The organism is Snodgrassella alvi, assembly GCF_002777855.1.
In the GTDB taxonomy this organism is placed as follows: Bacteria; Pseudomonadota; Gammaproteobacteria; order Burkholderiales; family Neisseriaceae; genus Snodgrassella; species Snodgrassella alvi_E.
In genome coordinates this window covers 520,394-542,196 of record NZ_MEIK01000034.1, presented here as the reverse complement: position 1 = coordinate 542,196, position 21,803 = coordinate 520,394, and the positions used below count along the sequence as shown (strand labels likewise).

Here is a 21,803-nt window from a genome sequence, read left to right as displayed (position 1 = left end):
TATTAGTTAGATTAGGTATAATATTAGACATGTTAGTATCTTAAAATAAAAGTTAGTTAGTATGAAATTTAAATTTGATTGGCACTGGTCCAAACTCAGTACACTTTGGTTGATCATGATATTGGGTGTGCCTTTCGCGCAGCAATTGCACATTCCTCCTGATTTTGTTTCCAAAGTTGAAGAGGGGCAGACGCTGTTTCTGCTTTTTTGTTGCTTATTTACTTTTTTTTCAACTATTTGCAGTGGGTTGTCCGGTAAGAAAAAAGCGTTTTGGTTATGGGCATCCTTATGGTGGCTTTTGTTGCTGGGACGTGACCAGAATTGGGGTAGGCAGACATTTCCCGGCTATGAACACGCGGTATATCACACAATAGCGGCAATATTGATTCTCGGGTTAATCTTGATGCTGGTTTGGCCTCGTTTGCGTGAAGGAATTGTTTATTATTACAAGCAGCCTTTTCCTATTTGGAATTTTTTGCTTGCTGCGGCTGGTTTTCTACTTGCTGATGCCATTGAACGTGGTCGTTGGATTTCACAGTTTATTCTTTTCAATTCTGCTTATGATGACTTGTTGGAAGAATTGTATGAATGTCCTTTTATGCTTGCTTTATTCACTGTATCTGCTGTAATGCAGTGGCGTACCATTTTACAGATGAAGAAATCCTTAAAACAAGTTGAAGCACATTGATAAATCTGAAATTTGAATATATAGATGCCAATAACTGCTTTTAAGCATTATGCTAAAGGTTAGAACCAGACTGGAAATCTTTAACAGCGGTTAAAGTACATTGGGTGTGATTGCGCATCTTCGATTATCAGTTATCCCGAAGATACTGGTCATTGAAAAAATTTTGTACAATATATAAAAGATGTACTTAATAAAGGAAGAATATGGTGGCGAAACAACTTGAGCCACGTTTGAAAGTAATTGCAATTGATGGTCCAAGTGCTTCTGGAAAAGGGACTGTGGCAGCAAGAGTAGCAAATGTTCTCAATAGAGATTATTTGGATTCTGGAGCTTTGTACCGGTTGACTGCACTCTATGCACGGCAACAGCATATTAATTGGCAGGATGAATCAGGTGTTGCAGTGTTGGCAAAGAATCTACCTGTGATTTTCCACAATGAATGCATTTTGCTTGATAGTAAGGATGTAACAGCAGAAATTCGTGCCGAGGATATTGGTATGGGAGCCTCCGCAGTTGCTGCTTTACCGGCAGTGAGAGACGCATTATTGCAACGTCAGCGCAATTTTCTGACTTCCAAAGGATTGGTGGCAGATGGCAGAGATATGGCTACAGTCGTATTTCCTCAGGCTGAACTGAAAATATTTCTTACAGCCAGTGCTACAGTACGAGCACAACGGCGTGCCTTGCAGTTTGGAATTGCCAATAATGGGATCGAATATCAGCAGATACTGGCTGATATCGAAAAACGTGATCAGACAGACCGCACCCGATTAGTGGCTCCGCTTAAACCTGCTTGTGATGCCAAAATTCTTGACACATCTCTACTTACTATTGAAGAAAGTGTAGAAAAAGTACTTGATTGGTATCGAAAAATCTAAAAATAATGTATAATTCTCGGATTTTGTACGCAGTGCTAAGTGTGTTCGCCAATACAAGAGCATTCGAGTACTGTATCAAATAATTGTTTTACATATTTATATTTTGCGCTGGTGTATGTATTTATTATATTGGTCGCAATTAAATTAATAGTATTGCTGGCACAGTCAGGGTGTGCCGGTTTTGATTAACTAACTTTCGTATCCCCTGACGATACTTGTTTGAGAACATATATATATGACTATGGAAAATTTTGCCCAGTTGCTGGAAGAAAGTTTCACCTTGCAAGAGATGAATCCCGGCGAAGTCATCACCGCAGAAGTTGTTGCTATAGACAATAATTTCGTCACTGTGAATGCCGGTCTGAAATCAGAATCTCTGATTGATGTGAGCGAATTCAAGAATGCAGCGGGCGAGATTGAGGTTAAAGTTGGCGATTTTGTCACTGTAACCATTGAATCTGTGGAAAATGGTTTTGGTGAAACCAAACTTTCTCGTGAAAAAGCTAAGCGTGCGGCAGACTGGATTAAGCTGGAAGAAGCCATGGAAAATGGTGAAATTCTGTCTGGCGTGATCAACGGTAAAGTCAAAGGCGGCCTGACTGTAATGATCAACAGCATCCGTGCTTTCCTGCCTGGTTCGCTGGTAGATGTTCGTCCGGTTAAAGATACTTCTCACTTTGAAGGTAAAGAAATTGAATTCAAAGTAATCAAGCTGGATAAACGTCGCAACAACGTTGTTGTTTCACGCCGTGCTGTATTAGAAGAAACACTTGGTGAAGAACGTAAAGCACTGCTGGAAAATCTGAAAGAAGGTTCTGTAGTAAAAGGTATTGTGAAAAATATCACTGACTACGGTGCATTCGTTGACTTGGGCGGTATTGATGGTCTGTTGCACATCACTGATTTGGCTTGGCGCCGAGTTAAGCACCCGAGTGAAGTGCTGGAAGTTGGTCAGGAAGTTGAAGCCAAAGTACTTAAATTCGATCAGGAACGCAGCCGTGTATCTCTGGGTCTGAAACAGCTGGGCGAAGATCCGTGGAATGGTCTGGCTCGTCGCTATCCGCAAGGTACTCGCCTATTTGGTAAGGTAACTAACCTTACTGACTACGGTGCATTTGTGGAAATCGAGCAGGGTATTGAAGGTCTGGTACACGTTTCTGAAATGGACTGGACGAACAAGAATGTTCATCCAAGTAAAGTCGTTCAGATGGGTGATGAAGTCGAAGTGATGATTCTTGAAATTGATGAAGATCGTCGTCGTATTTCCCTAGGTATGAAGCAGTGTCAGGCTAATCCATGGCAGGAATTCGAATCCAATCATGAAAAAGGCGATAAAATCAAAGGGGTAGTAAAATCTATTACTGACTTCGGTGTATTTGTCGGCTTGCCTGGTGGTATCGATGGTCTAGTGCACCTGTCTGATCTTTCATGGACTGATGGCGGTGAAGAAGCTGTACGCCAGTTCAAGAAAGGTGAAGAAGTTGAAGCCGTGGTTCTGGCTATCGATGTAGACAAAGAACGTATTTCTCTGGGTGTGAAACAACTGGCAGGTGATCCGTTCAGCAACTATGTTAGTGTAAATGACAAAGGCAGCATTGTAACCGGTAAAGTAAAATCACTGGATGCTAAAGGCGCAGTCATTGCATTGGCAGATGATGTTGAAGGCTATCTACGTGCATCAGAAGTTTCTAATGATCGCGTTGAAGACATTCGCAATGTTTTGAAAGAAGGCGATGATGTTGAAGCTGTGATTACTACAGTAGATCGTAAAAACCGCAACATCAATTTGTCTATCAAAGCGAAAGATGCACAGGACAATACTGCTGCTCTGCGTTCATTATCAGCTAACAATGCCTCAGCTGGTACCACCAGTCTGGGTGATTTGTTAAAAGCTAAATTATCTGGTGAAAGCGAATAAGCGGTTATGACGAAGTCGGAGTTAATGATTCGCTTGGCGGAGTTATATACTGTTAATAATGATAGTACCATTTTAAATGCTAAGGATGTCGAACAAAGTATCAAGATTCTCGTTGATACAATGACTCGTGCTTTGGCAAAAGGCCAGCGAATCGAAATTCGCGGATTTGGTAGCTTTGATCTGAACCACCGTCCAGCTCGCATTGGTCGTAATCCCAAAACGGGTGAAAAAGTTTCGGTACCTGAAAAATATGTACCTCACTTCAAACCTGGCAAGGAATTACGTGAACGCGTAGACAAAGCGCTACTGTCTGCGGACAAGTAATACTTTTTTATTTGAGATAGACGTTAACGCCGCAGTTTCTGCGGCGTATTTTTATTTTTGGGTGGTCGAAGCTTTAATGAGTGTGCTATGGTTACGTCTTTTAACTTTTGCCTTATACGCTCTTTCCTCAGAAGAAAACGAACAATATGACCACATCCGTCTTTGTTGCTCCCGAATTTAATAATCAAAGTCCTCTGTCTTGGTATCAGGCTGCAGAGCAGAAACCTGGATTCATACATGATGCCGCTCAGTTGCGGGCTATTAAACAACTTGACAGGCTCTGGACAGAGTTAATGATGTTTAAACGCAAGCGTAATCGATTTTTAGGACGCAGCTTACGTTCACCTCGGGCACCCAAAGGATTATATATGTATGGAGGTGTTGGACGTGGTAAAAGCTTTTTGATGGATGTGTTTTTTGGTTGCTTACCTTATCGGCGCAAACGCCGAGTCCATTTTCACGCGTTTATGGCAGAAGTGCAGCAACGTCTGAAAGAGCATCATAGTCAGGCCAATCCTTTACATGCTGTGGCAGAGGATATTGCTCGTGAGGTTAGGGTATTATGCTTTGATGAATTTCATGTCAGTGATATCGCTGATGCAATGATTCTCGGACGCTTGCTGGAAGGCCTGTTTGAGCAAGGCGTAGTAATGGTGGCTACATCTAATTATGCTCCAGCAGATCTTTATTATCAGGGGCAAAACCGTTCCAGTTTTTTACCAACTATTGCATTGATTGAAAAAGAACTGACAATTCTAAATGTTGATGGTGGTGAAGATTATCGCATGCGATCGCTCAAGCCTGCTGATATATTTTACATACCGGCAGATACAGTTAGCGAAAAAAAACTAGGGGATATTTTTCATAAAATAAATGGTCAGCAGCCAATCACTGGCGGAGATATCGAAATATTGGGCCGGAAACTGTCCTATAAAGCAATATCTGATTCAACGATTTGGTTTGATTTTGAAACTTTATGCTGTGGACCGCGTTCACAGAATGATTATCTGGAGCTGGCGCAAAAATTTCGCGTACTGATTTTATCTGCTATACCGAAGATGGGCTCTGCTCAGATGGCAGAAGCCCGTCGTCTCACTTGGCTTATTGATGTATTGTATGATTATCGAATCAAACTCTGTGCCAGTTGTGATGTGCCAATAGATAATATATATACGGAAGGTGACTTTGCTAATGAATTTACCCGAACGGCCAGTCGTCTGACAGAAATGCAGTCTGAAGAATATTTAAACTTGCCTCATCTTACTTTGGATAAAGAAACTGTACATTTAGGAAAAGATATTAAATAAAGCGGAAATTTGTTAAAATGACAAAAACAGTCTTACGCATTCTTTGCGCCTAAAAATATGTATTTTTATTAATTTGAATATAATGGAAACAAACATGGCTATCGAACGTACTTTATCTATTGTTAAACCTGATGCAGTTGCAAAAAACGTTATTGGACAGATTTACAGCCGATTTGAAAATAATGGTTTGAAAATTATCGCTGCAAAAATGAAACATTTGTCTAAAGCTGAGGCAGAAGGTTTTTATGCTGTACACAAAGAACGTCCTTTTTTTGGTGAACTGGTGAATTTTATGATTAGTGGTCCGGTGATGATCCAGATACTGGAAGGAGAAGGTGCGGTCGCTAAAAATCGTGAGCTCATGGGTGCAACTAATCCGAAAGACGCAGCAGCCGGAACTATTCGAGCTGATTTTGCTGATTCAATCGATGCTAATGCTGTGCATGGCTCTGATAGCCTTGAAAATGCAGCTACAGAAATTGCTTATTTTTTTGCTGCCGATGAATTGTGCACACGATAAAATAGTTTGTATATGAATTGAATTAGTCCACCTATAGGGGTGGACTAATTTGTAACTATATATGTTAACTGGAGAAATGAGATGTCTGATTTTTTTAATTTACCAGCTTTAAAATCACTTTCTGTACAAACATTTAACGAAACAAAACCATTTCCGAATCATCTATTTAAGGAAATTTTGTTACCAGAAGCATTTAATAATTTATATAATAATTTTCCAAGTCTTGAGTTGTTTGAAAAACATGTTAATAGACCACGTGGAAAAAGTGGTCAGCGTCCTCATAACCGTTATTATCTGGCTTTTGAGAAATCTATATATCATAAAAATGACCAGTCTGGACCAGGCGTTACCAAAATAGAACAATTACCTGAAGTTTGGCAAGAGTTTGTTCGGGAGGTACAAACTTTTGAACCTTATCAGGAGTTTTTAAGACGGTATTTAAATCTTGATGAATATGAGATTCGGTATGCGTGGCATGTTGGTGAAACAGGTTCTGAGGTTTCACCACATTGTGATAGTTTTGACAAAATCGGAACACATATTTTTTATTTTAATACTTCAGCAGACTGGGAAATAGAATGGGGTGGTTCAATATTGGCTCTCAGTGGTAAAAAAACAGCCAAAACTAACCCAGACATTAGTGATTTTGAGAGTGTGGAAGGCTTTGATATACGTGATAACAGCAGTTTTCTTTTTAAAAATACTGCTGATGGTTGGCATGCTACTGAAGTCTTAACTTGTCCGCCTAATCATTATCGTCGTTTATTTAATGTGATAGTTCAAAAGAAAAAAACTGAGAAAACACTAAAAAAAGTATGGCATTTTTTATCTGGTAAAAATTAAAGAATTGTATAAATTGTTGAATAAATTTGTATTATCAGCATAATGTTTTAGATTAGTTTGTTTTGTAGCATTTGTTACGTAATTTTTGTGTATTTTCCAGATGAAAACCAATTTGCTAAATTTTGACTTACCCGGCTTAACTGCACACTTTGCTCAGATGGGGGAGAAGCCATTTCGTGCCAAGCAGGTTATGCGCTGGATGCACCCAGGGGGTGTAGCTGATTTTACAGATATGACTGATCTGGCTAAATCATTACGCCATAAATTATTGGATAAGGCAGAAATTAAAGTGCCTGATCTTTTGGTAGAGCAAAAATCTGCAGATGGCACTTGTAAATGGTTGTTAGACGTAGGTACAGGCAATGGTGTGGAAACAGTATTTATTCCTGAAGATAGTAGGGGTACTTTATGTATTTCTTCACAGGTTGGTTGTGCTTTAGAATGCTTATTTTGCTCAACAGGCCGACAGGGTTTTAATCGTAACCTCACTACTGCAGAAATTATCGGTCAGCTTTGGTGGGCAAATAAAGCGCTGGGTGTGACACCTAGGGATGAAAGAGTGATTTCCAATGTGGTAATGATGGGGATGGGCGAACCTTTAGCAAACTTTGAAAATGTAGTTACAGCGCTGAGTATAATGCTTGATGACCATGGGTATGGCTTGTCCCGTCGCCGTGTGACAGTGTCTACGTCGGGCATGGTGCCACAAATGGATCGATTGAAGGATGTGATGCCTGTAGCTCTTGCTATTTCATTGCATGCTTCAAATGATGAGGTTCGAGATCATTTGATACCATTGAATAAAAAATATCCGCTTAGCCAATTAATGGCAGCATGTCAGCGTTATTTGGCTAAAGCTCCACGTGATTTTATTACTTTTGAATATATTATGTTAAAGGGTGTCAATGATGAACCTCAACACGCACGCGAATTGATTGAGCTGGTTAAAGATGTACCTTGTAAATTCAATTTGATCCCATTTAATCCATTCACTAATTCTGGTTTTGAACGATCGACTAACGAGCGCATCCGTGTATTTAGAGAAATATTACTGGAAGCAGGTTTTGTTGTTACTGTCAGAAAAACTCGTGGTGATGATATTGATGCAGCATGTGGTCAGCTTGCTGGCAAAGTAAAAGATAAAACTCGGCGTCAACAAAAATGGCAGCTTGTACAGGGGTAATTTGATGAAAAAAAAACTTGGATCAATTTTACTGATGACTGTAATTTTATCAGCTTGTGCTACTCAAACTCTGGATAAAAAGCCAACTGCTGCTCAGCGAGCACGCGAGGTAGCTCAAATTAAAACCCAGCTGGCAGTAGAATATCTAAGAAATAAAAATTATAGACAAGCTGTAGAAGCTATTGATGAAGCTATAAAAAATAACAGTAGCTCACTTGATGCTTGGTTAATTCGTGCGCAAATCTGGCAGTATTTGAAAGAGCCAGCTAAGGCAGAAGAAAGTTTTCAGCGAGCGCTTGCTTTGGCTCCAGACAGTGCTGAAGTTAATAACAATTTCGGCTGGTTTGTCTGTGATGTTCTTAAGAAGCCAAATGCATCCATTTCATATTTTGATAAGGCTTTATCAGATCCGACTTATCCTACACCGGAAGTTGCTCAGTTTAATAAAGGAATCTGTAGTAGTCGGATGGGACAGTATCAACTGGCAAACAGTTATTTTGAGCGGGCTTTAGCTGCTAATCCTAATTTTATTGCTGCAAAGAAAGAAATGGCTCGAAATGATTTGCAATCAGGTAGTGTTTCTGAAGCCAATTATCTGTTTAAACAATACCAAAGCCAGGTAAATAGTTTATCTGCTGATGATTTGTTACTTGGATGGAGAATTGAAAAATCTCTTGGTAATATGCAAGCGGCTTATGAATATGAAGCACAATTGCGTAATAATTTCCCTTATTCTGCTGAATTAGAGCAGGTTTCTACAGGAAAATTCTAATGAATGAGCAAACCAAAAATCTCGATTCCAGCCCGAATGCCGCTGTCACTTTGGGAGCAATATTATCCCAGGCAAGAAAGCAAAAAGGCTTATCTGTTGGTGAGGTTGCAGAGCGTTTAAAATTACCAGCTAGACAGATTGAGGCAATGGAAAGTGGCAGTTATAAAGGTTTGCCGGAAGCGGTATTCATTAAAGGTTTTTTAAGTTCCTATGCACGCTTGCTTGAGCTGGATGAGTCAGAATTTAAGCAATATTTGCAGCAGATTTTTCCATCCGGACAACGCTATTCCACATCAGACAGTAGCAAAGTGTTATCTTCTGAATTAGATTTTCAGGACAAACCGCAACGCCGCCATTTCCCGCGTTGGCTTATTGCATTGCTGGTGCTGATTATCATTGGTGCAGTGGTATATGCGTGGCAAAGTAAATCAACATCTGAAAATGCCAAACAGGCTGCTACAGCTAGTCAGGAAGTTTCTGCGCAAACTGCGTCCATTAGTGATATTGCAGCTAGTAATATTCGTGTGGTACCGATGCCTGCAAGTGAACAAGTCAGCAGTACTGCATCGACTACAGTAATCAGCGACAGTCAGCCTCAGGAAGCTAATACCAAAACTAATGCATCAGAGCCTGTTGCTGCTGATTCAGAGGCGTTGCTTATCAAACTTGAAAATAAATCTTGGTTACAAGTGAGTGACAAAAATGGCAAAGTATTAATCAGTCAGGTTGTCGATGCCGGAAGCACTCAACAATTTAGCGGCAGTGCACCTTATAAAGTTATTATTGGTTATACACCCGGGGCCAGCATCAAGTTTGCGGGCAAAGATGTTATTATTCCTCAAAATAAAAAAAGAACTGCTGTAGTTATGGTAGGTGGTAATTGAAATGACGTTGTCCGGAGTACGCAGGAAAACTTATCAGGTAAAAATTGAACAAATTGTAATTGGTTCTGACGCACCGGTGAGAGTGCAGTCTATGACCAATACTGATACGGCTGATGCTGAACTGACGGCTAATCAGGTGAAAGCACTGGCTGATGCTGGTTCTGAGCTGGTTAGAATTACGGTAAATACCCCCCAAGCTGCTGCTAAAGTGGCTGAAATTCGTCAGCGACTGAATGATATGGGTTGTAATGTACCGTTAGTAGGGGATTTTCATTTTAATGGTGATCGCTTACTCAAAGATTATCCAGATTGTGCTCGGGCACTAGCAAAATACCGCATTAACCCGGGAAATGTAGGCAAAGGGGTTAAAGGCGATGAAAAATTTGCCTTTATGATTCACACTGCAGCTGAAAATGATAAGGCGGTTCGTATCGGAGTGAACTGGGGGTCATTAGATCAGGCTTTGGCCAAACGGATGATGGACGCCAATTTGGCTTTACCTGTTCCTCAGCCTGCTGAAGCTGTAATGAAAGAAGCTTTAATTGTTTCAGCTCTTGATTCAGCACAAAAGGCTGAAAATCTGGGATTGCCTTCAGATCGAATTATTTTATCTTGTAAAGTATCAAATGTGCAGGATTTGATTGAGGTTTATCATAATCTAGCTGCCCGCTGTCAATATCCATTACATTTGGGTCTTACTGAAGCGGGAATGGGCAGTAAAGGTATCGTTGCTTCCACTGCTGCATTATCCATTCTTTTGCAACAGGGCATTGGTGATACGATTCGCGTTTCATTAACGCCCGAACCTGGAAGTGCTAGGACGCAGGAAGTCGTTGTGGCTCAGGAAATTTTGCAGACTATGGGTATCCGTTCGTTTACACCATTGGTAACAGCTTGCCCAGGTTGTGGAAGAACCACTAGTACTGTTTTTCAGGAGCTGGCACGTGATATTCAGCAATATTTGCGTGAAAAAATGCCGGTGTGGCGTTTGCAATATCCTGGTGTAGAAAACTTGAATGTAGCAGTAATGGGATGTGTTGTGAATGGACCAGGTGAAAGTAAACTGGCTGATATAGGTATTTCATTACCCGGTACTGGTGAAACGCCTGTGGCTCCTGTATATATAGACGGTGAACGGAAAACCACTCTAAAAGGTGAGCATATGGCTGAAGAATTTCTGGCATTAGTTGAAGAATATATCCATACTAATTATGGCAGTCAGGGTAAAAAAAGGGCGCCAGCTAAAGTTATTCCGATTGCCGCTTTACAATAAACAGACCTTCAAGCTGTGACAGGCTGTATTGTTTCATAGGGATAAAAATAAAATATTATGGGTAAGAAAATCCAGGCCGTTAAAGGCATGAATGATTTGTTACCAGTAGTGCAAAAAGATTTCAAGCTAACAGCAGCACTCTGGCAGGCATTTGAAGATGTAGTGGCATTATGGACACGCAGTTTTGGCTATAGCCAGATTCGGACGCCGATGGTGGAACAAACCGGTTTATTTGTGCGTTCTATCGGCGAAGAGACTGATGTGGTTGGCAAGGAAATGTACACTTTTGCCGATTCAAACGATAAATTAAGTTTGAGCCTGAGGCCTGAAGGTACAGCCTCCTGTTTACGCGCCGTAGTAGAGCACAATTTACTTTATAATAACCCGCAAAAGTTATGGTATATGGGGCCGATGTTTAGACGTGAACGGCCGCAGAAAGGGCGTTATCGTCAGTTTCATCAGGTTGGAGTTGAAGCACTTGGATTTGACGGACCTGATGTGGATGCTGAGCTTATAGCTATGAGTGCCAATTTGTGGGAACGCCTAGGCATTCAAGAACATCTTACTTTAGAGCTCAATACTTTGGGTAATCAGCAGGAGCGGGCAGCACATCGCACAGCTTTAATTGCATATCTGCAACAGCATGAAGCTATTCTAGATGAAGATAGCCGGCGGCGAATGCATACTAATCCTTTACGGGTACTGGATACTAAAAATCCTGACTTACAGGCAATGGCCAATGCCGCCCCACGCTTGACTGATTACTTGGGCGATGAGTCATTGGCACATTATAATACTCTGAAAAGTATGTTAGATGGTCTGGGTATCCATTATGTTGAAAACCCACGTCTGGTTAGGGGGTTAGATTACTATAATCTGACAGTGTTTGAATGGACAACGGATAAGCTCGGATCACAGGCTACGGTGTGTGGTGGTGGCCGATATAATGGCCTTATTGAAGAGCTAGGAGGTAAACCGGCACCGGCAATTGGTTTTGCACTGGGAATTGAGCGTTTATTATTACTTGTGCAGGAATTCGGAAAATTGAAGGTTAATGCTGCTCCTGATATTTATGTTCTGCATCAGGGTGAAGGTAGTAGTTTGACAGCAATGCAGAATGCAAAAATATTACGCGAAGCTGGATTGAGTGTTTACCTGCATTGTGGCGATCAAAGTTTGAAAGCGCAGCTGAAAAAAGCCGATGCCAGTGGTGCAGCTTTTGCTGTAATTGTGGCGCAGGAAGAAATGTTAAACAATACGCTGACAGTTAAAAATCTGCGTACTCATGAACAACAAACTGTTGCTGCAAATGCAGTTTTACAGTTAATCCAACAATGGAAGAATGCATAATGGTTGTACATATTCAGGATGAACAGGAAGTTGCGAATTTTAAGTACTTTTGGCAGCGTTGGGGACGATGGATTTTTGCAGTTTTGCTTTTGCTTGCATTGGCCTATCTGGGTTATGTGCTTTATCAGGGGCATATTCGCAATAATAATGAAAAAGCAGCTGCTGTATTTGAAACTTTTGTGACTCAGGCCAGTGCAAATAATATGGCTGAAAGTAAAAAAGCTCTGATGCAGCTACAGGAAAAATATCCGGATACCATGAATGCCACTCAGGCCACACTGATGATGGCCGGATCTGCTTTTGATGAACATAAGTATGATGAAGCAATCCGTCATTTGCAATGGGTGAAAGATAGACAGAAAGATGACTTATTGCAGACAATTGTTGCTCAGAGGCTGGCTACCGTTTATTTGCAGCAGGGTAAATATAACGAAGCATTACAGGCTCTGGATGTAAAAGTAGTGGCCCAGTTTAAACCTATTCTTTTGGAAACTAAGGGCGATGTGCTACAGGCACAAAAGAAGAATACCGAAGCCATGGCAGCTTATCAGCAGGCATTGAATCTTCTGGACAAGGATTCAGTACAGCGCGATGTGCTTCAAATGAAAATCAGCAGTCTGAGCTAATTGGTATATTTCAACCTGAGATTACGAGCAAGTAATCATGCCTTAATCTCAGGATTGTAGTTTTTTAAAAAGCTTGCCTATGGCAGGCTGTTGCTGTTTTACAGCGAAGTAAAATTATTAGAAAGAATTTATATGAAACCAACAATCGTTTTGGTTGGTCGACCGAATGTAGGCAAATCAACTCTGTTTAATCGCCTGACCCGAACCAAAGATGCGCTGGTTGCTGATTTACCGGGTCTGACACGAGATCGTCACTATGGCCATGGACGGGTGGGAAGCAAACCTTATCTGGTGGTAGATACTGGCGGTTTTGAACCAGTTGTAGATAGTGGCATTCTCTATGAGATGGCACGGCATACTTTACAGGCTATTGATGAAGCAGATGCAGTTATCTTTTTGGTGGACGGGCGGACGGGTTTAACGCCGCAAGATCAAATTATCGCCAATCGCCTACGTCAAAGCACCCGTCCGGTGTATCTGGCAGTGAATAAAGGTGAGGGTGGTAATCGGCCAGTTTTAGCGGCTGAATTTTATGAGCTCAGTCTTGGTGAACCTGTAGTCATTTCTGGTGCACATGGTGATGGTGTTTATGAGCTGATTGAAACTGTGCTGGAATCGTTTCCTGAAGAGCAAGAAGAAACTGAAAGCAAGCATCCGGTTTTTGCAGTCATCGGCCGTCCTAATGTAGGCAAATCAACGCTAGTAAATGCCATTCTTGGTGAGGAACGAGTCATTGCTTTTGATATGGCCGGAACAACGCGTGATTCGATACATATTGATTTTGAACGGGGTGATAAGCCGTTTACGATTATTGATACAGCAGGGGTGCGCCGGCGTGGAAAAGTAGATGATGCAATTGAAAAATTTTCTGTAATCAAGGCGATGCAAGCTATTGATGAGGCAAATGTAGCTGTGTTGGTATTGGATGCACAGCAGGATATAGCTGATCAGGATGCTACTATTGCAGGTTTTGCTCTTGAAGCCGGACGCGCTTTGGTGGTGGCTGTCAATAAATGGGATGGACTGAGCGAAGAACGCAAACAGCAGGTAAAACGTGATATTGCCCGTAAACTATATTTTCTGGATTTTGCAAAATTTCATTTTATTTCTGCATTAAAAGAGAAGGGCATAGACGGGCTGTTTAGCTCAATTCAAGAAGCATATGATGCAGCAATGATTAAGTTGCCCACACCAAAAATTACTCGCGTACTACAAAGTGCACTTGAGCGGCAGCAGCCACCACGTGCCGGACTAATTCGTCCTAAATTGCGCTATGCCCATCAGGGGGGTATGAATCCGCCAGTCATAGTGATTCATGGGAATGCGTTGCAACATATTAGTGATGCTTATACCAGATATCTGACACAAACGTTTCGCAAAGCCTTTCATTTACAGGGTACACCTTTACGTATTCAATATAATGTTAACCACAATCCATATGAAGAAAAAGACAGCAAGCCTGCACAGCCATTGCGTCGAGTTAAAATGAGTAACCGGATTGCCAAACGTGAGCAGATTAAACAATCGAAAAAGCAGGTAAAACGTAAAAATAAAGTCAGTACAAAGAAAACAAATGCCCATTAATGTGGTAGCATTGACTACGCTTTTCTAATCGCTGTACGCGGGTGCAGCTTAGCGACAACATAATCAAAAAAACGGAGTATCCAAATGAGCGCCAAAGGACAAATGTTACAAGATCCTTTCTTGAATGCACTGCGAAAAGAGTATGTACCGGTTTCTATTTATTTGGTTAACGGTATTAAACTGCAAGGTCAGGTAGAGTCATTTGACCAGTATGTTGTGTTATTGCGTAATACCTCTGTAACACAAATGGTATATAAGCATGCGATTTCTACCATTGTTCCTGCACGGGCTGTAAGCCTGCAGCATGAACCAAAATCATCATCTCCAGAATAATCATTTATTCTGTTTGATAAAAACCGTGGGTTAGCCACGGTTTTTTTGTTAGTGAGTCATTGACTTGGAAAAAAGATTAATGACTACAACTCCTACCAGTATCAGACCTATACCGATAATAGCCGGCATATCCAGCTTCTGGCCAAATTTTATCCATGCAATTAGTGATACGCAAACAATGCCAACTCCAGACCATACAGCATAAGCGATGCCTACCGGCATGGTTTTCAGTGTCTGTGCCAGACAATAAAAGGAAATGATATAGCCCATAATGGAGCAGAAGCTAGGTATGAGTCTGGTAAATCCATTACTTACTTTGAGCATACTGGTTGCAAAAATTTCCGCTAGTATGGCGATGGATAGGAAAATCCATTGATTCATGTTTATCCTTTAATAAGCTGAGTTTCTGTTTGCAAGGATGGCAGAAAATGGTCAGAAAAGCTACATATGAGTCATTTGAAAGAAGTGTAAATTGCATCTTTTGTCGTTATTTTTAGATGCCAGACATTTACAAATGGTATTTGAGATAAATAAAAAAGCGAGTTTACTAGCCTGATGGTTAAAACCCTATCGAAATATTAATGAAACAGCGAATTTACTTGATGAATCCGCTGTTTCATTACTTTAAGCTAATTTAGATTGGTTGCTATGATTGATTTGTTACCGCACTGAATCTTGTGATTTAAGCTTTCTCTTCAGTGCCATAGTATTTAGTGCCGATTTTAATGCTTTCGCGGCCATGTTCGCGACGCCATGCATTGCTGTCACGCAAAGAATAAGCGCAGCCGCAATATTCTTGCTGATAAAACTGCTCACGTTTGCTGATTTCTATCATACGCTGACTGCCACCGCCTTTGCGCCAGTTGTAATCCCAATATGTGAGACCAGGATATTTTTCTGCCGCACGTTTGCCGCAATCATTGATCTGCTGCATATTTTTCCAGCGAGAAATGCCTAGAGAGCTGGTGATGACCGGAAAACCGTTTTCATGAGCATATAAAGCTGTACGTTCGAAACGCATATCAAAACACATGGTACACCGAATACCACGCTCTGGTTCAAACTCCATACCTTTGGCGCGGGCAAACCAGTTGTCCATATCATAATCGGCGTCGATAAACGGAATATTGAATTTTTCTGCAAAGGCTTTGTTTTCATCTTTGCGAATTTCATATTCTTTTTTCGGATGAATATTCGGATTATAAAAATAGATGGTGTAATCAATGCCTGCGGCCAGCATGGCTTCCATTACTTCACCGGAGCAAGGTGCACAGCATGAGTGCAGCAATACTTTGCTGGCACCCTTGGGCGGAATTAGTTTAGGGCGTTGTACATCTGTAACGATTAATTGTGGGTTCATTGATATGGTTTCCTGCTATTTTAATTTTCTTCTGATGAGATTTTAACAAAGCTGCCTTTGCAACGACATAGTGCAAAAGCAAAAAAGCGTTCAGATTTCTGAACGCTTATCTGGATATTATATTTTACAATACTGCTAATGCTTCTTCATAGTTTGGTTCGGTAGTGATTTCAGCTACCAGCTGGCTGTGTAAAACCTGATTGTTTTCATCTAAAACAATCACAGCACGGGCACACAGCCCAGCTAAAGGGCCTGTGCTCAGTTTTACACCATATTCTTCTCGAAACTCGGGATGGCGGAATGTAGATAAGGTAATTACCTGATCTAGTCCTTCAGCACCACAGAAGCGAGCTTGTGCAAAAGGTAAATCGGCTGAAATACATAAAACAACTGTATTGCTCAATTTAGCCGCATCAGCATTGAAATGGCGTACTGAAGCTGCACAAACGCCAGTATCTACACTTGGAAAAATATTTAGAACTTTGCGTTTGCCGGCAAAGCTAGCCAATGAAACTTCATTTAAATTCGCATCGGTAAGGGTGAATTCAGGGGTTGTAGTGCCTTTTTGGGGGAAAAGGCCATTTACTTCAACAGGTGAACCTTTTAGGGTAACAGTACTCATAACTATATCCTTTGATGTTTAATCTCGTTAATGACGTGTAGGCTTATTGTGGGCGAAGGATGGATAACTGTCAAAGTATATCTATGCTGATTACACTAAAGCTAATTTTACGCATAAATAGAAAATTCATTTCTAAATGAATCTATTTTTATTAGGTCTGAAAATAGCAGAGGATAGAAGATTGGCTACGACATTAAATATCAGACATCATAGTTATCATACAGGCAAAGCAACAATTAAATTTAATATTTAAAAAAAGCCTGCTTGTTTAACCTCATCCTCTATTGCTAAATTCAGTTTGAATGCGAATTAACTACTGGATAATTATTGGAATTAATCGGCAGTGGGTAAGCGTACAAAATGCTGTAAGTCATAAACAATATTATCTTGTTTACTCGTATGATTACTGCTTTCTGCTAATTGCCATTCACGGGGGCTAATTTCTGGAAAAAATGTATCTCCGGCAACATCTAAATGAATTCTGGTGATGCGTAGATCAGTGGCTAAGGGCATCGCTTGAGCATAGATTTGTGCGCCGCCCATAATAATGACTTCATCAGTGTCTGCTAATTGGAAAAGAGCCTCTTCGATATTCCGGCAGGATGTAGCACCGCAAAATTCTTGCTCCGGATTTCGACTGATTACGTAATTTGGCCGTCCTGGTAAGGGTTTTTTGGGCAGCGAATCCCATGTTTTGCGCCCCATTATCACTGGTTTGCCCATGGTGTAATGTTTAAAAAATTGAAAATCTTCGGGTACATACCATGGAATCTGATTTTTTTTGCCAATACAATTATTATCAGAAAGCGCTGCAATTAAGGTGATTTTACGGAATTTGTTCATACGGCTACTGGGGCTTTGATATGAGCATCTGGATGATAATCCGTTAGAGTGAAATCTTCAAACTGAAATGCAAATAGGTCTTTTACATCTGGGTTTAAATGCATTTGGGGCAGCTTTTTCGGTGTACGGGATAGTTGCAATTTTGCCTGCTCAAAATGATTGCTGTATAAGTGAGCATCACCTAAGGTATGAACAAACTCACCTAATTGTAAATCACACACTTGAGCAATCATCATGGTCAACAGGGCATAGCTGGCGATGTTGAACGGTACACCAAGAAATATATCGGCACTGCGCTGATAAAGCTGGCAGGACAATTTGCCGTTTGCCACATAAAACTGAAACAAAGCATGGCAAGGGGGTAAGGCCATTTCATCTACCAATGCCGGATTCCATGCAGAAACAATCAGGCGCCGACTGTCTGGATTGTTTTTAATCTGCTGCAGCAAATTGCTGATTTGGTCGATATGGCGGCCATCCGGTGCTGGCCAGCTGCGCCATTGGTAGCCGTAAACCGGCCCTAGATTGCCATCAGCATCCGCCCATTCATCCCAAATGGTAACATTGTGCTCATGCAGATAGCGGATATTGGTGTCGCCGCGTAAAAACCACAGCAATTCATAAATAATGGAGCGCAAATGCAGCTTTTTAGTAGTGAGTACAGGAAACCCATCGGCGAGATTAAAGCGCATTTGATAACCGAAAACCGAACGAGTACCGGTACCGGTACGGTCTGATTTGTCCACGCCATGATCAAGTACATGTTGCATTAAGTCTAGATACTGTTGCATGCAGGTTATCCAATACAAAATAGGGTAATTGTAGCTTAAATTGATGCAGGCTGGCTGACGCTGCTATTTTTCACTGCCTGCCATGCAGCAGCAATTAAACTGGCATTGTTATTTTTTAACAAAGAAGCATCGGATAGCATACGCCGCCACTGGCGTGCTCCTTGCAGACCATGCATCAGCCCTAGGTAGTGACGTGCCATATGGCGCAAAGAATTATCGGGTTCAGCTAGCTGCTGCTGTGTATATTCAATCAATTGCTCGACTAAGGCTTCATATCCCACTGCAGGAAATGTACTGCCATAAAATTCAGCATCCCAACTACGCATCAGCATCGGATTATGATAAGCCTCACGCCCGACCATCACGCCATCGACATATTGTAAATGCTGGCTAATTTGCTTATTGCTGGTCACGCCACCGTTGAGAATGATTTGTAAATCAGGGAATTCCTGTTTCAGGCGATAAACATGGTCATAGCGTAGTGGTGGAATATCACGGTTATCTTTTGGTGATAGCCCCTCGAGCCATGCATTACGCGCATGAACGATAAAAATGCGGCAGGCGGTACGTTCGCGCAATGTGCCGACAAAATCAGCTAATGGCTCATAAGCAGTTTCTTTATCCAAACCGATGCGATGCTTAATGGTAACCGGAATATCTACGGCTTCCTGCATGGCATTCAGACAGTGGGCTACCAGCGCAACCTCACGCATTAAGCAAGCACCAAAAGCACCATGCTGTACGCGCGGGCTAGGACAACCACAGTTTAAGTTGATTTCGTTGTAACCATAGCTGGCAGCAATTTTCGCTGCCTGCGCCAATACATCGGGTTCGCTGCCCCCAAGCTGCAAGGCAACGGGCTGTTCTTGCGGATGATATGCCAGCAATTTATCTCGATTGCCATGAATGATGGCATTAGCGTTAATCATTTCCGTATACAGCCATGTATTTTGGCTAATTAGTCTGGCCATATAGCGGTAGTGCCGGTCTGTCCAGTCTAACATTGGCGCCACAGACAAGGTTCTTGGCGGCAGAGCTTGATTAATCTGCTGATTTATATTGGCCGTTGCAGTACCATCGCTGGCGCTTAAACGTTTGTATTCCTGCATTGTTTGCACTTCTAAAAACCATTGAATCAAGGCCATATCACTGTGTGAGTACAGTGAAGCCCTTAGTTAAATTCTACATAAATGCAGATTATACATGGGTTAAATATATTGCTTGGTAGGCTAAATGCAAAAATACACTTTTGCTATCATTATTCAGTATAAAAATTAACGCAAAGGCATTTCCGATTTAATCAGTTTGATTTCTTTTTCAGTTTGTTTTTTCTTGAAATGATTTTGTAGCCATAATTTATGCTGCATTTTACATTGCGGACCCAGATAAATTTTGTCTATATAATCTTCTATCTCTTTATATTCAATGTACAAATTATTAGCGGCTTGATAATCTGTTGGTTCGACAATATTTTTATCTGCGATGTGAGTTATATAAATCATGCGGCATTCGTCCTCATCTTCGAAAGCAGCGTGTTTTATCAGGCAGGATATAGGTAAGACAGCTAAGCTAAGTAATTGTTTTAAATTAGATAGCTTATTCAGTTCTTCATTTTTTAAAAGGTCTTGCATTAAATCTTTTATTTCTCTTAACTGATGGCGAATGGTTTTTATTTTATGCTCTTCTTCTAAAGCTTCAATATATTTCTCCCATTCCTGATCTATTTCTTCTGTATCTTTTTTTTCATAATACATTTCCAAGTAAAAAGACTGCTTATTCCGTTTGGCTAATGATATATATTCTGTTTTTGGGTCAAAGTAAAGGCATCGATATATAGATAATGGATAGATATTTTCTTCTATATTATTTTCGATATTAACTTGACTTGAAATTAAATCTTTATTTTCAGAAATAGAATTAGAAAAATGATTCATTATATTAATATTGTCCATATTTATACTGCGTTCAGTATTCTGACCGAAGAAATTTTGGTTGAAAGCTATGCTAACACCCGAGCCAAGAATGTTTTCCTCATTTCCATATAATCGGAATTGATTCAAAGAATTATGATTGAAGGAAAAGCTGGCTAAGAAAGTTTTGATTTCATTATCTGGATTAGTTGTAATATTCAGCCATTGCGTTAATACCTGATTCTCACTGGGATCATTCATAAAATCGACGATATTCAATCTGAATTTACTTGGATTTTTGCCTTTAAGTAAATTGAATAAAACACCCGGTCTAGTGTAATGGGCTACGCGCCGTTCTGGATTTTTTGTATTCGTTTCTTCATTTGAAAACGATTTTTTTTTGAAAGAAATTATTAATGAATTTTTTATTTTTTGAGATAAATGGCAAATTTTTTCAATATTATTAATTAATAATTCTTTTTCATCTTTTATTTTAGATATACTACACGATTTTTGATTAATTAGTTCTAATATTATTTGAGCAGATATATAATTATCCGCTGCTAAATTGCGATATTTGATTTGTTTATAAAACTTAATGGATTCTTCGGGTAGTTGTTTTTTAAACAAGTAAATATTACCTAACTCAAACTGTGCAAGATAATAATATTCTGAGTCATACTCATGACTGACATTTGAAAAAAATTTTATAGCCTCATCGTCATCATTTTTTTCCTTTTTATAGATAAGAGCTAAATTATATTGAGCAAACGCATAAATTTTAGGTTCATCCTCTCTGGTTATATTAGAGTAAAAAAGTTCAGCCTTATCATAATCCTGTTTTTTCTCTTGATAAATAATAGCTAAATTAAACTGAGCAATTGCATAAATAAAAGGTTCATCCTCTTTGGTTATATTAGAGTAAAAGAGTTCAGCCTTATCATAATCCTGTTTTTTTTCTTCATAGATAAGAGCTAAACTAAATTGAGCAATTGCATAAATAGAAGGCTCATCCTCTTTGGTTATATTAAAGTAAAAGAGTTCAGCCTTATCATAATCCTGTTTTATTACTTGATAAATAATAGCTAAATTAAATTGAGCTTTAGCATAAATATAAGGTTCATCTTCTCTGGTTATATTAGAGTAAAAGAGTTCAGCCTTATCATAATCCTGTTTTTTTTCTTCATAGATAAGAGCTAATTTGTATTGAGCAATTGCATAAATAGAAGGTTCATCCTCTTTGGTAATATTAGAGTAAAAGAGTTCAGCCTTATCATAATCCTGTTTTTTTTCTTGATAAATAAAAGCTAAATTAAATTGAGCTTTAGCATAAATAGAAGGTTCATCCTCTTTGGTAATATTAGAGTAAAAGAGTTCAGCCTTATCATAATCCTGTTTTTTCTCTTGATAAATAATAGCTAAATTAAATTGAGCATTAGCAAAAAATTTAGTTGCGTCTTCTCTGAAAATATTTAAGTAATGCTCTTCAGCCTTATCATAATCATGTTTTTTATCTTCATAAATAAGACCTAATTCAAACTGAGCCTTAGCATATTTTTCTTTTCCATCATCACGGCTTATTTTGCTTAATTCTTCAATTTGTTTGTTAACTTTATCATCTGCCATTTTGATCTCTACTTTCTAAATTTTTTAAAACATTCAGAATAGCTTTTAGCTGACTTTGCTATGTAATTTGTATTGTTAGATAACCAATTTAAGTCATTGTGTTTATAATAATTTTAACAAAATACAATAAAAAAAAACAAAGTTAAAATTTGAATGGCAATTCTTGAA

At 39.8% G+C, this 21,803-nt stretch carries 22 protein-coding genes; 15 read left to right on the top strand and 7 right to left on the bottom strand.

Features of this window, described 5'->3' with window-relative positions:
* Window positions 1-61: 61 nt before the first annotated feature.
* The 15 genes from BHC43_RS08270 (at window position 62) to hfq (ending at window position 14,483) form a co-directional block, all read left to right on the top strand.
* On the top strand, window positions 62-688 hold the full coding sequence (locus BHC43_RS08270; protein ID WP_100140932.1) for a hypothetical protein: 627 nt from the start codon (window positions 62-64) through the stop codon (window positions 686-688).
* Window positions 689-891: 203 nt separating this feature from the next.
* The gene (gene cmk / locus BHC43_RS08265) at window positions 892-1,566 is read left to right on the top strand and encodes a (d)CMP kinase (RefSeq protein ID WP_100140933.1); all 675 of its coding nucleotides are present in this window, start codon (window positions 892-894) and stop codon (window positions 1,564-1,566) included.
* Between the two features lie 235 nt (window positions 1,567-1,801).
* Window positions 1,802-3,484, top strand: coding sequence for a 30S ribosomal protein S1 (gene rpsA, locus BHC43_RS08260; protein WP_100140934.1), 1,683 nt, complete (start codon window positions 1,802-1,804; stop codon window positions 3,482-3,484).
* A 6-nt stretch (window positions 3,485-3,490) separates the two neighbouring features.
* Window positions 3,491-3,808 carry an integration host factor subunit beta gene (locus tag BHC43_RS08255; RefSeq protein WP_100140935.1) on the top strand — a complete coding sequence of 106 codons (318 nt, stop codon included), beginning with the start codon at window positions 3,491-3,493 and terminating at the stop codon, window positions 3,806-3,808.
* Between the two features lie 146 nt (window positions 3,809-3,954).
* Window positions 3,955-5,115 (top strand): cell division protein ZapE, encoded by a 1,161-nt coding sequence (gene zapE, locus BHC43_RS08250; RefSeq protein WP_100157057.1) that lies wholly within the window; start codon window positions 3,955-3,957, stop codon window positions 5,113-5,115.
* Between the two features lie 94 nt (window positions 5,116-5,209).
* A complete protein-coding gene (ndk, locus tag BHC43_RS08245) occupies window positions 5,210-5,635 on the top strand; it encodes a nucleoside-diphosphate kinase (protein ID WP_100157056.1) in 426 nt (141 codons plus the stop codon).
* A gap of 81 nt (window positions 5,636-5,716) precedes the next feature.
* Window positions 5,717-6,478: a hypothetical protein gene (locus tag BHC43_RS08240; protein ID WP_100152676.1), complete on the top strand. Its 762-nt coding sequence runs from the start codon at window positions 5,717-5,719 to the stop codon at window positions 6,476-6,478.
* 100 nt (window positions 6,479-6,578) lie between these two features.
* A complete protein-coding gene (gene rlmN / locus BHC43_RS08235; RefSeq protein ID WP_100157055.1) occupies window positions 6,579-7,661 on the top strand; it encodes a 23S rRNA (adenine(2503)-C(2))-methyltransferase RlmN in 1,083 nt (360 codons plus the stop codon).
* Window positions 7,662-7,665: 4 nt separating this feature from the next.
* Window positions 7,666-8,433: a type IV pilus biogenesis/stability protein PilW gene (gene pilW / locus BHC43_RS08230; protein ID WP_100140940.1), complete on the top strand. Its 768-nt coding sequence runs from the start codon at window positions 7,666-7,668 to the stop codon at window positions 8,431-8,433.
* The gene (locus BHC43_RS08225; RefSeq protein ID WP_100157054.1) at window positions 8,433-9,317 is read left to right on the top strand and encodes a RodZ domain-containing protein; all 885 of its coding nucleotides are present in this window, start codon (window positions 8,433-8,435) and stop codon (window positions 9,315-9,317) included. The genes pilW and BHC43_RS08225 overlap by 1 nt, the downstream gene beginning before the upstream one ends.
* 1 nt (window position 9,318) lies before the next feature.
* The gene (gene ispG, locus BHC43_RS08220) at window positions 9,319-10,590 is read left to right on the top strand and encodes a flavodoxin-dependent (E)-4-hydroxy-3-methylbut-2-enyl-diphosphate synthase (RefSeq protein ID WP_100157053.1); all 1,272 of its coding nucleotides are present in this window, start codon (window positions 9,319-9,321) and stop codon (window positions 10,588-10,590) included.
* A gap of 57 nt (window positions 10,591-10,647) precedes the next feature.
* The gene (gene hisS, locus BHC43_RS08215) at window positions 10,648-11,940 is read left to right on the top strand and encodes a histidine--tRNA ligase (RefSeq protein WP_100157052.1); all 1,293 of its coding nucleotides are present in this window, start codon (window positions 10,648-10,650) and stop codon (window positions 11,938-11,940) included.
* Window positions 11,940-12,566 (top strand): YfgM family protein, encoded by a 627-nt coding sequence (locus BHC43_RS08210; protein WP_100157051.1) that lies wholly within the window; start codon window positions 11,940-11,942, stop codon window positions 12,564-12,566. The genes hisS and BHC43_RS08210 overlap by 1 nt, the downstream gene beginning before the upstream one ends.
* 132 nt (window positions 12,567-12,698) lie before the next feature.
* Entirely contained in the window at window positions 12,699-14,150 is a 1,452-nt protein-coding gene (gene der / locus BHC43_RS08205; protein ID WP_100157098.1) for a ribosome biogenesis GTPase Der, read from the top strand.
* A gap of 84 nt (window positions 14,151-14,234) precedes the next feature.
* A complete protein-coding gene (gene hfq / locus BHC43_RS08200; RefSeq protein WP_100140945.1) occupies window positions 14,235-14,483 on the top strand; it encodes an RNA chaperone Hfq in 249 nt (82 codons plus the stop codon).
* A 48-nt stretch (window positions 14,484-14,531) separates the two neighbouring features.
* Here hfq and BHC43_RS08195 read toward each other — a convergent pair whose 3' ends face one another.
* The 7 genes from BHC43_RS08195 to BHC43_RS08165 form a co-directional block, all read right to left on the bottom strand.
* Window positions 14,532-14,864: an SMR family transporter gene (locus BHC43_RS08195; protein ID WP_100140946.1), complete on the bottom strand. Its 333-nt coding sequence runs from the start codon at window positions 14,862-14,864 to the stop codon at window positions 14,532-14,534.
* A 301-nt stretch (window positions 14,865-15,165) separates the two neighbouring features.
* Window positions 15,166-15,843 (bottom strand): epoxyqueuosine reductase QueH, encoded by a 678-nt coding sequence (locus tag BHC43_RS08190; RefSeq protein ID WP_100157050.1) that lies wholly within the window; start codon window positions 15,841-15,843, stop codon window positions 15,166-15,168.
* A 124-nt stretch (window positions 15,844-15,967) separates the two neighbouring features.
* Complete coding sequence (tpx, locus tag BHC43_RS08185) at window positions 15,968-16,465, bottom strand: thiol peroxidase (protein ID WP_100157049.1); 498 nt, start codon at window positions 16,463-16,465, stop codon at window positions 15,968-15,970.
* 333 nt (window positions 16,466-16,798) lie between these two features.
* A complete protein-coding gene (locus BHC43_RS08180; RefSeq protein WP_100157048.1) occupies window positions 16,799-17,308 on the bottom strand; it encodes a dihydrofolate reductase in 510 nt (169 codons plus the stop codon).
* Window positions 17,305-18,099 carry a thymidylate synthase gene (locus BHC43_RS08175; protein WP_100140950.1) on the bottom strand — a complete coding sequence of 265 codons (795 nt, stop codon included), beginning with the start codon at window positions 18,097-18,099 and terminating at the stop codon, window positions 17,305-17,307. Before BHC43_RS08175 ends, BHC43_RS08180 begins: the two co-directional genes overlap by 4 nt.
* 35 nt (window positions 18,100-18,134) lie before the next feature.
* Window positions 18,135-19,208: a tRNA dihydrouridine(20/20a) synthase DusA gene (dusA, locus tag BHC43_RS08170; protein ID WP_100157097.1), complete on the bottom strand. Its 1,074-nt coding sequence runs from the start codon at window positions 19,206-19,208 to the stop codon at window positions 18,135-18,137.
* Between the two features lie 165 nt (window positions 19,209-19,373).
* Entirely contained in the window at window positions 19,374-21,635 is a 2,262-nt protein-coding gene (locus BHC43_RS08165) for a tetratricopeptide repeat protein (RefSeq protein WP_100157047.1), read from the bottom strand.
* Window positions 21,636-21,803 lie beyond the last annotated feature (168 nt).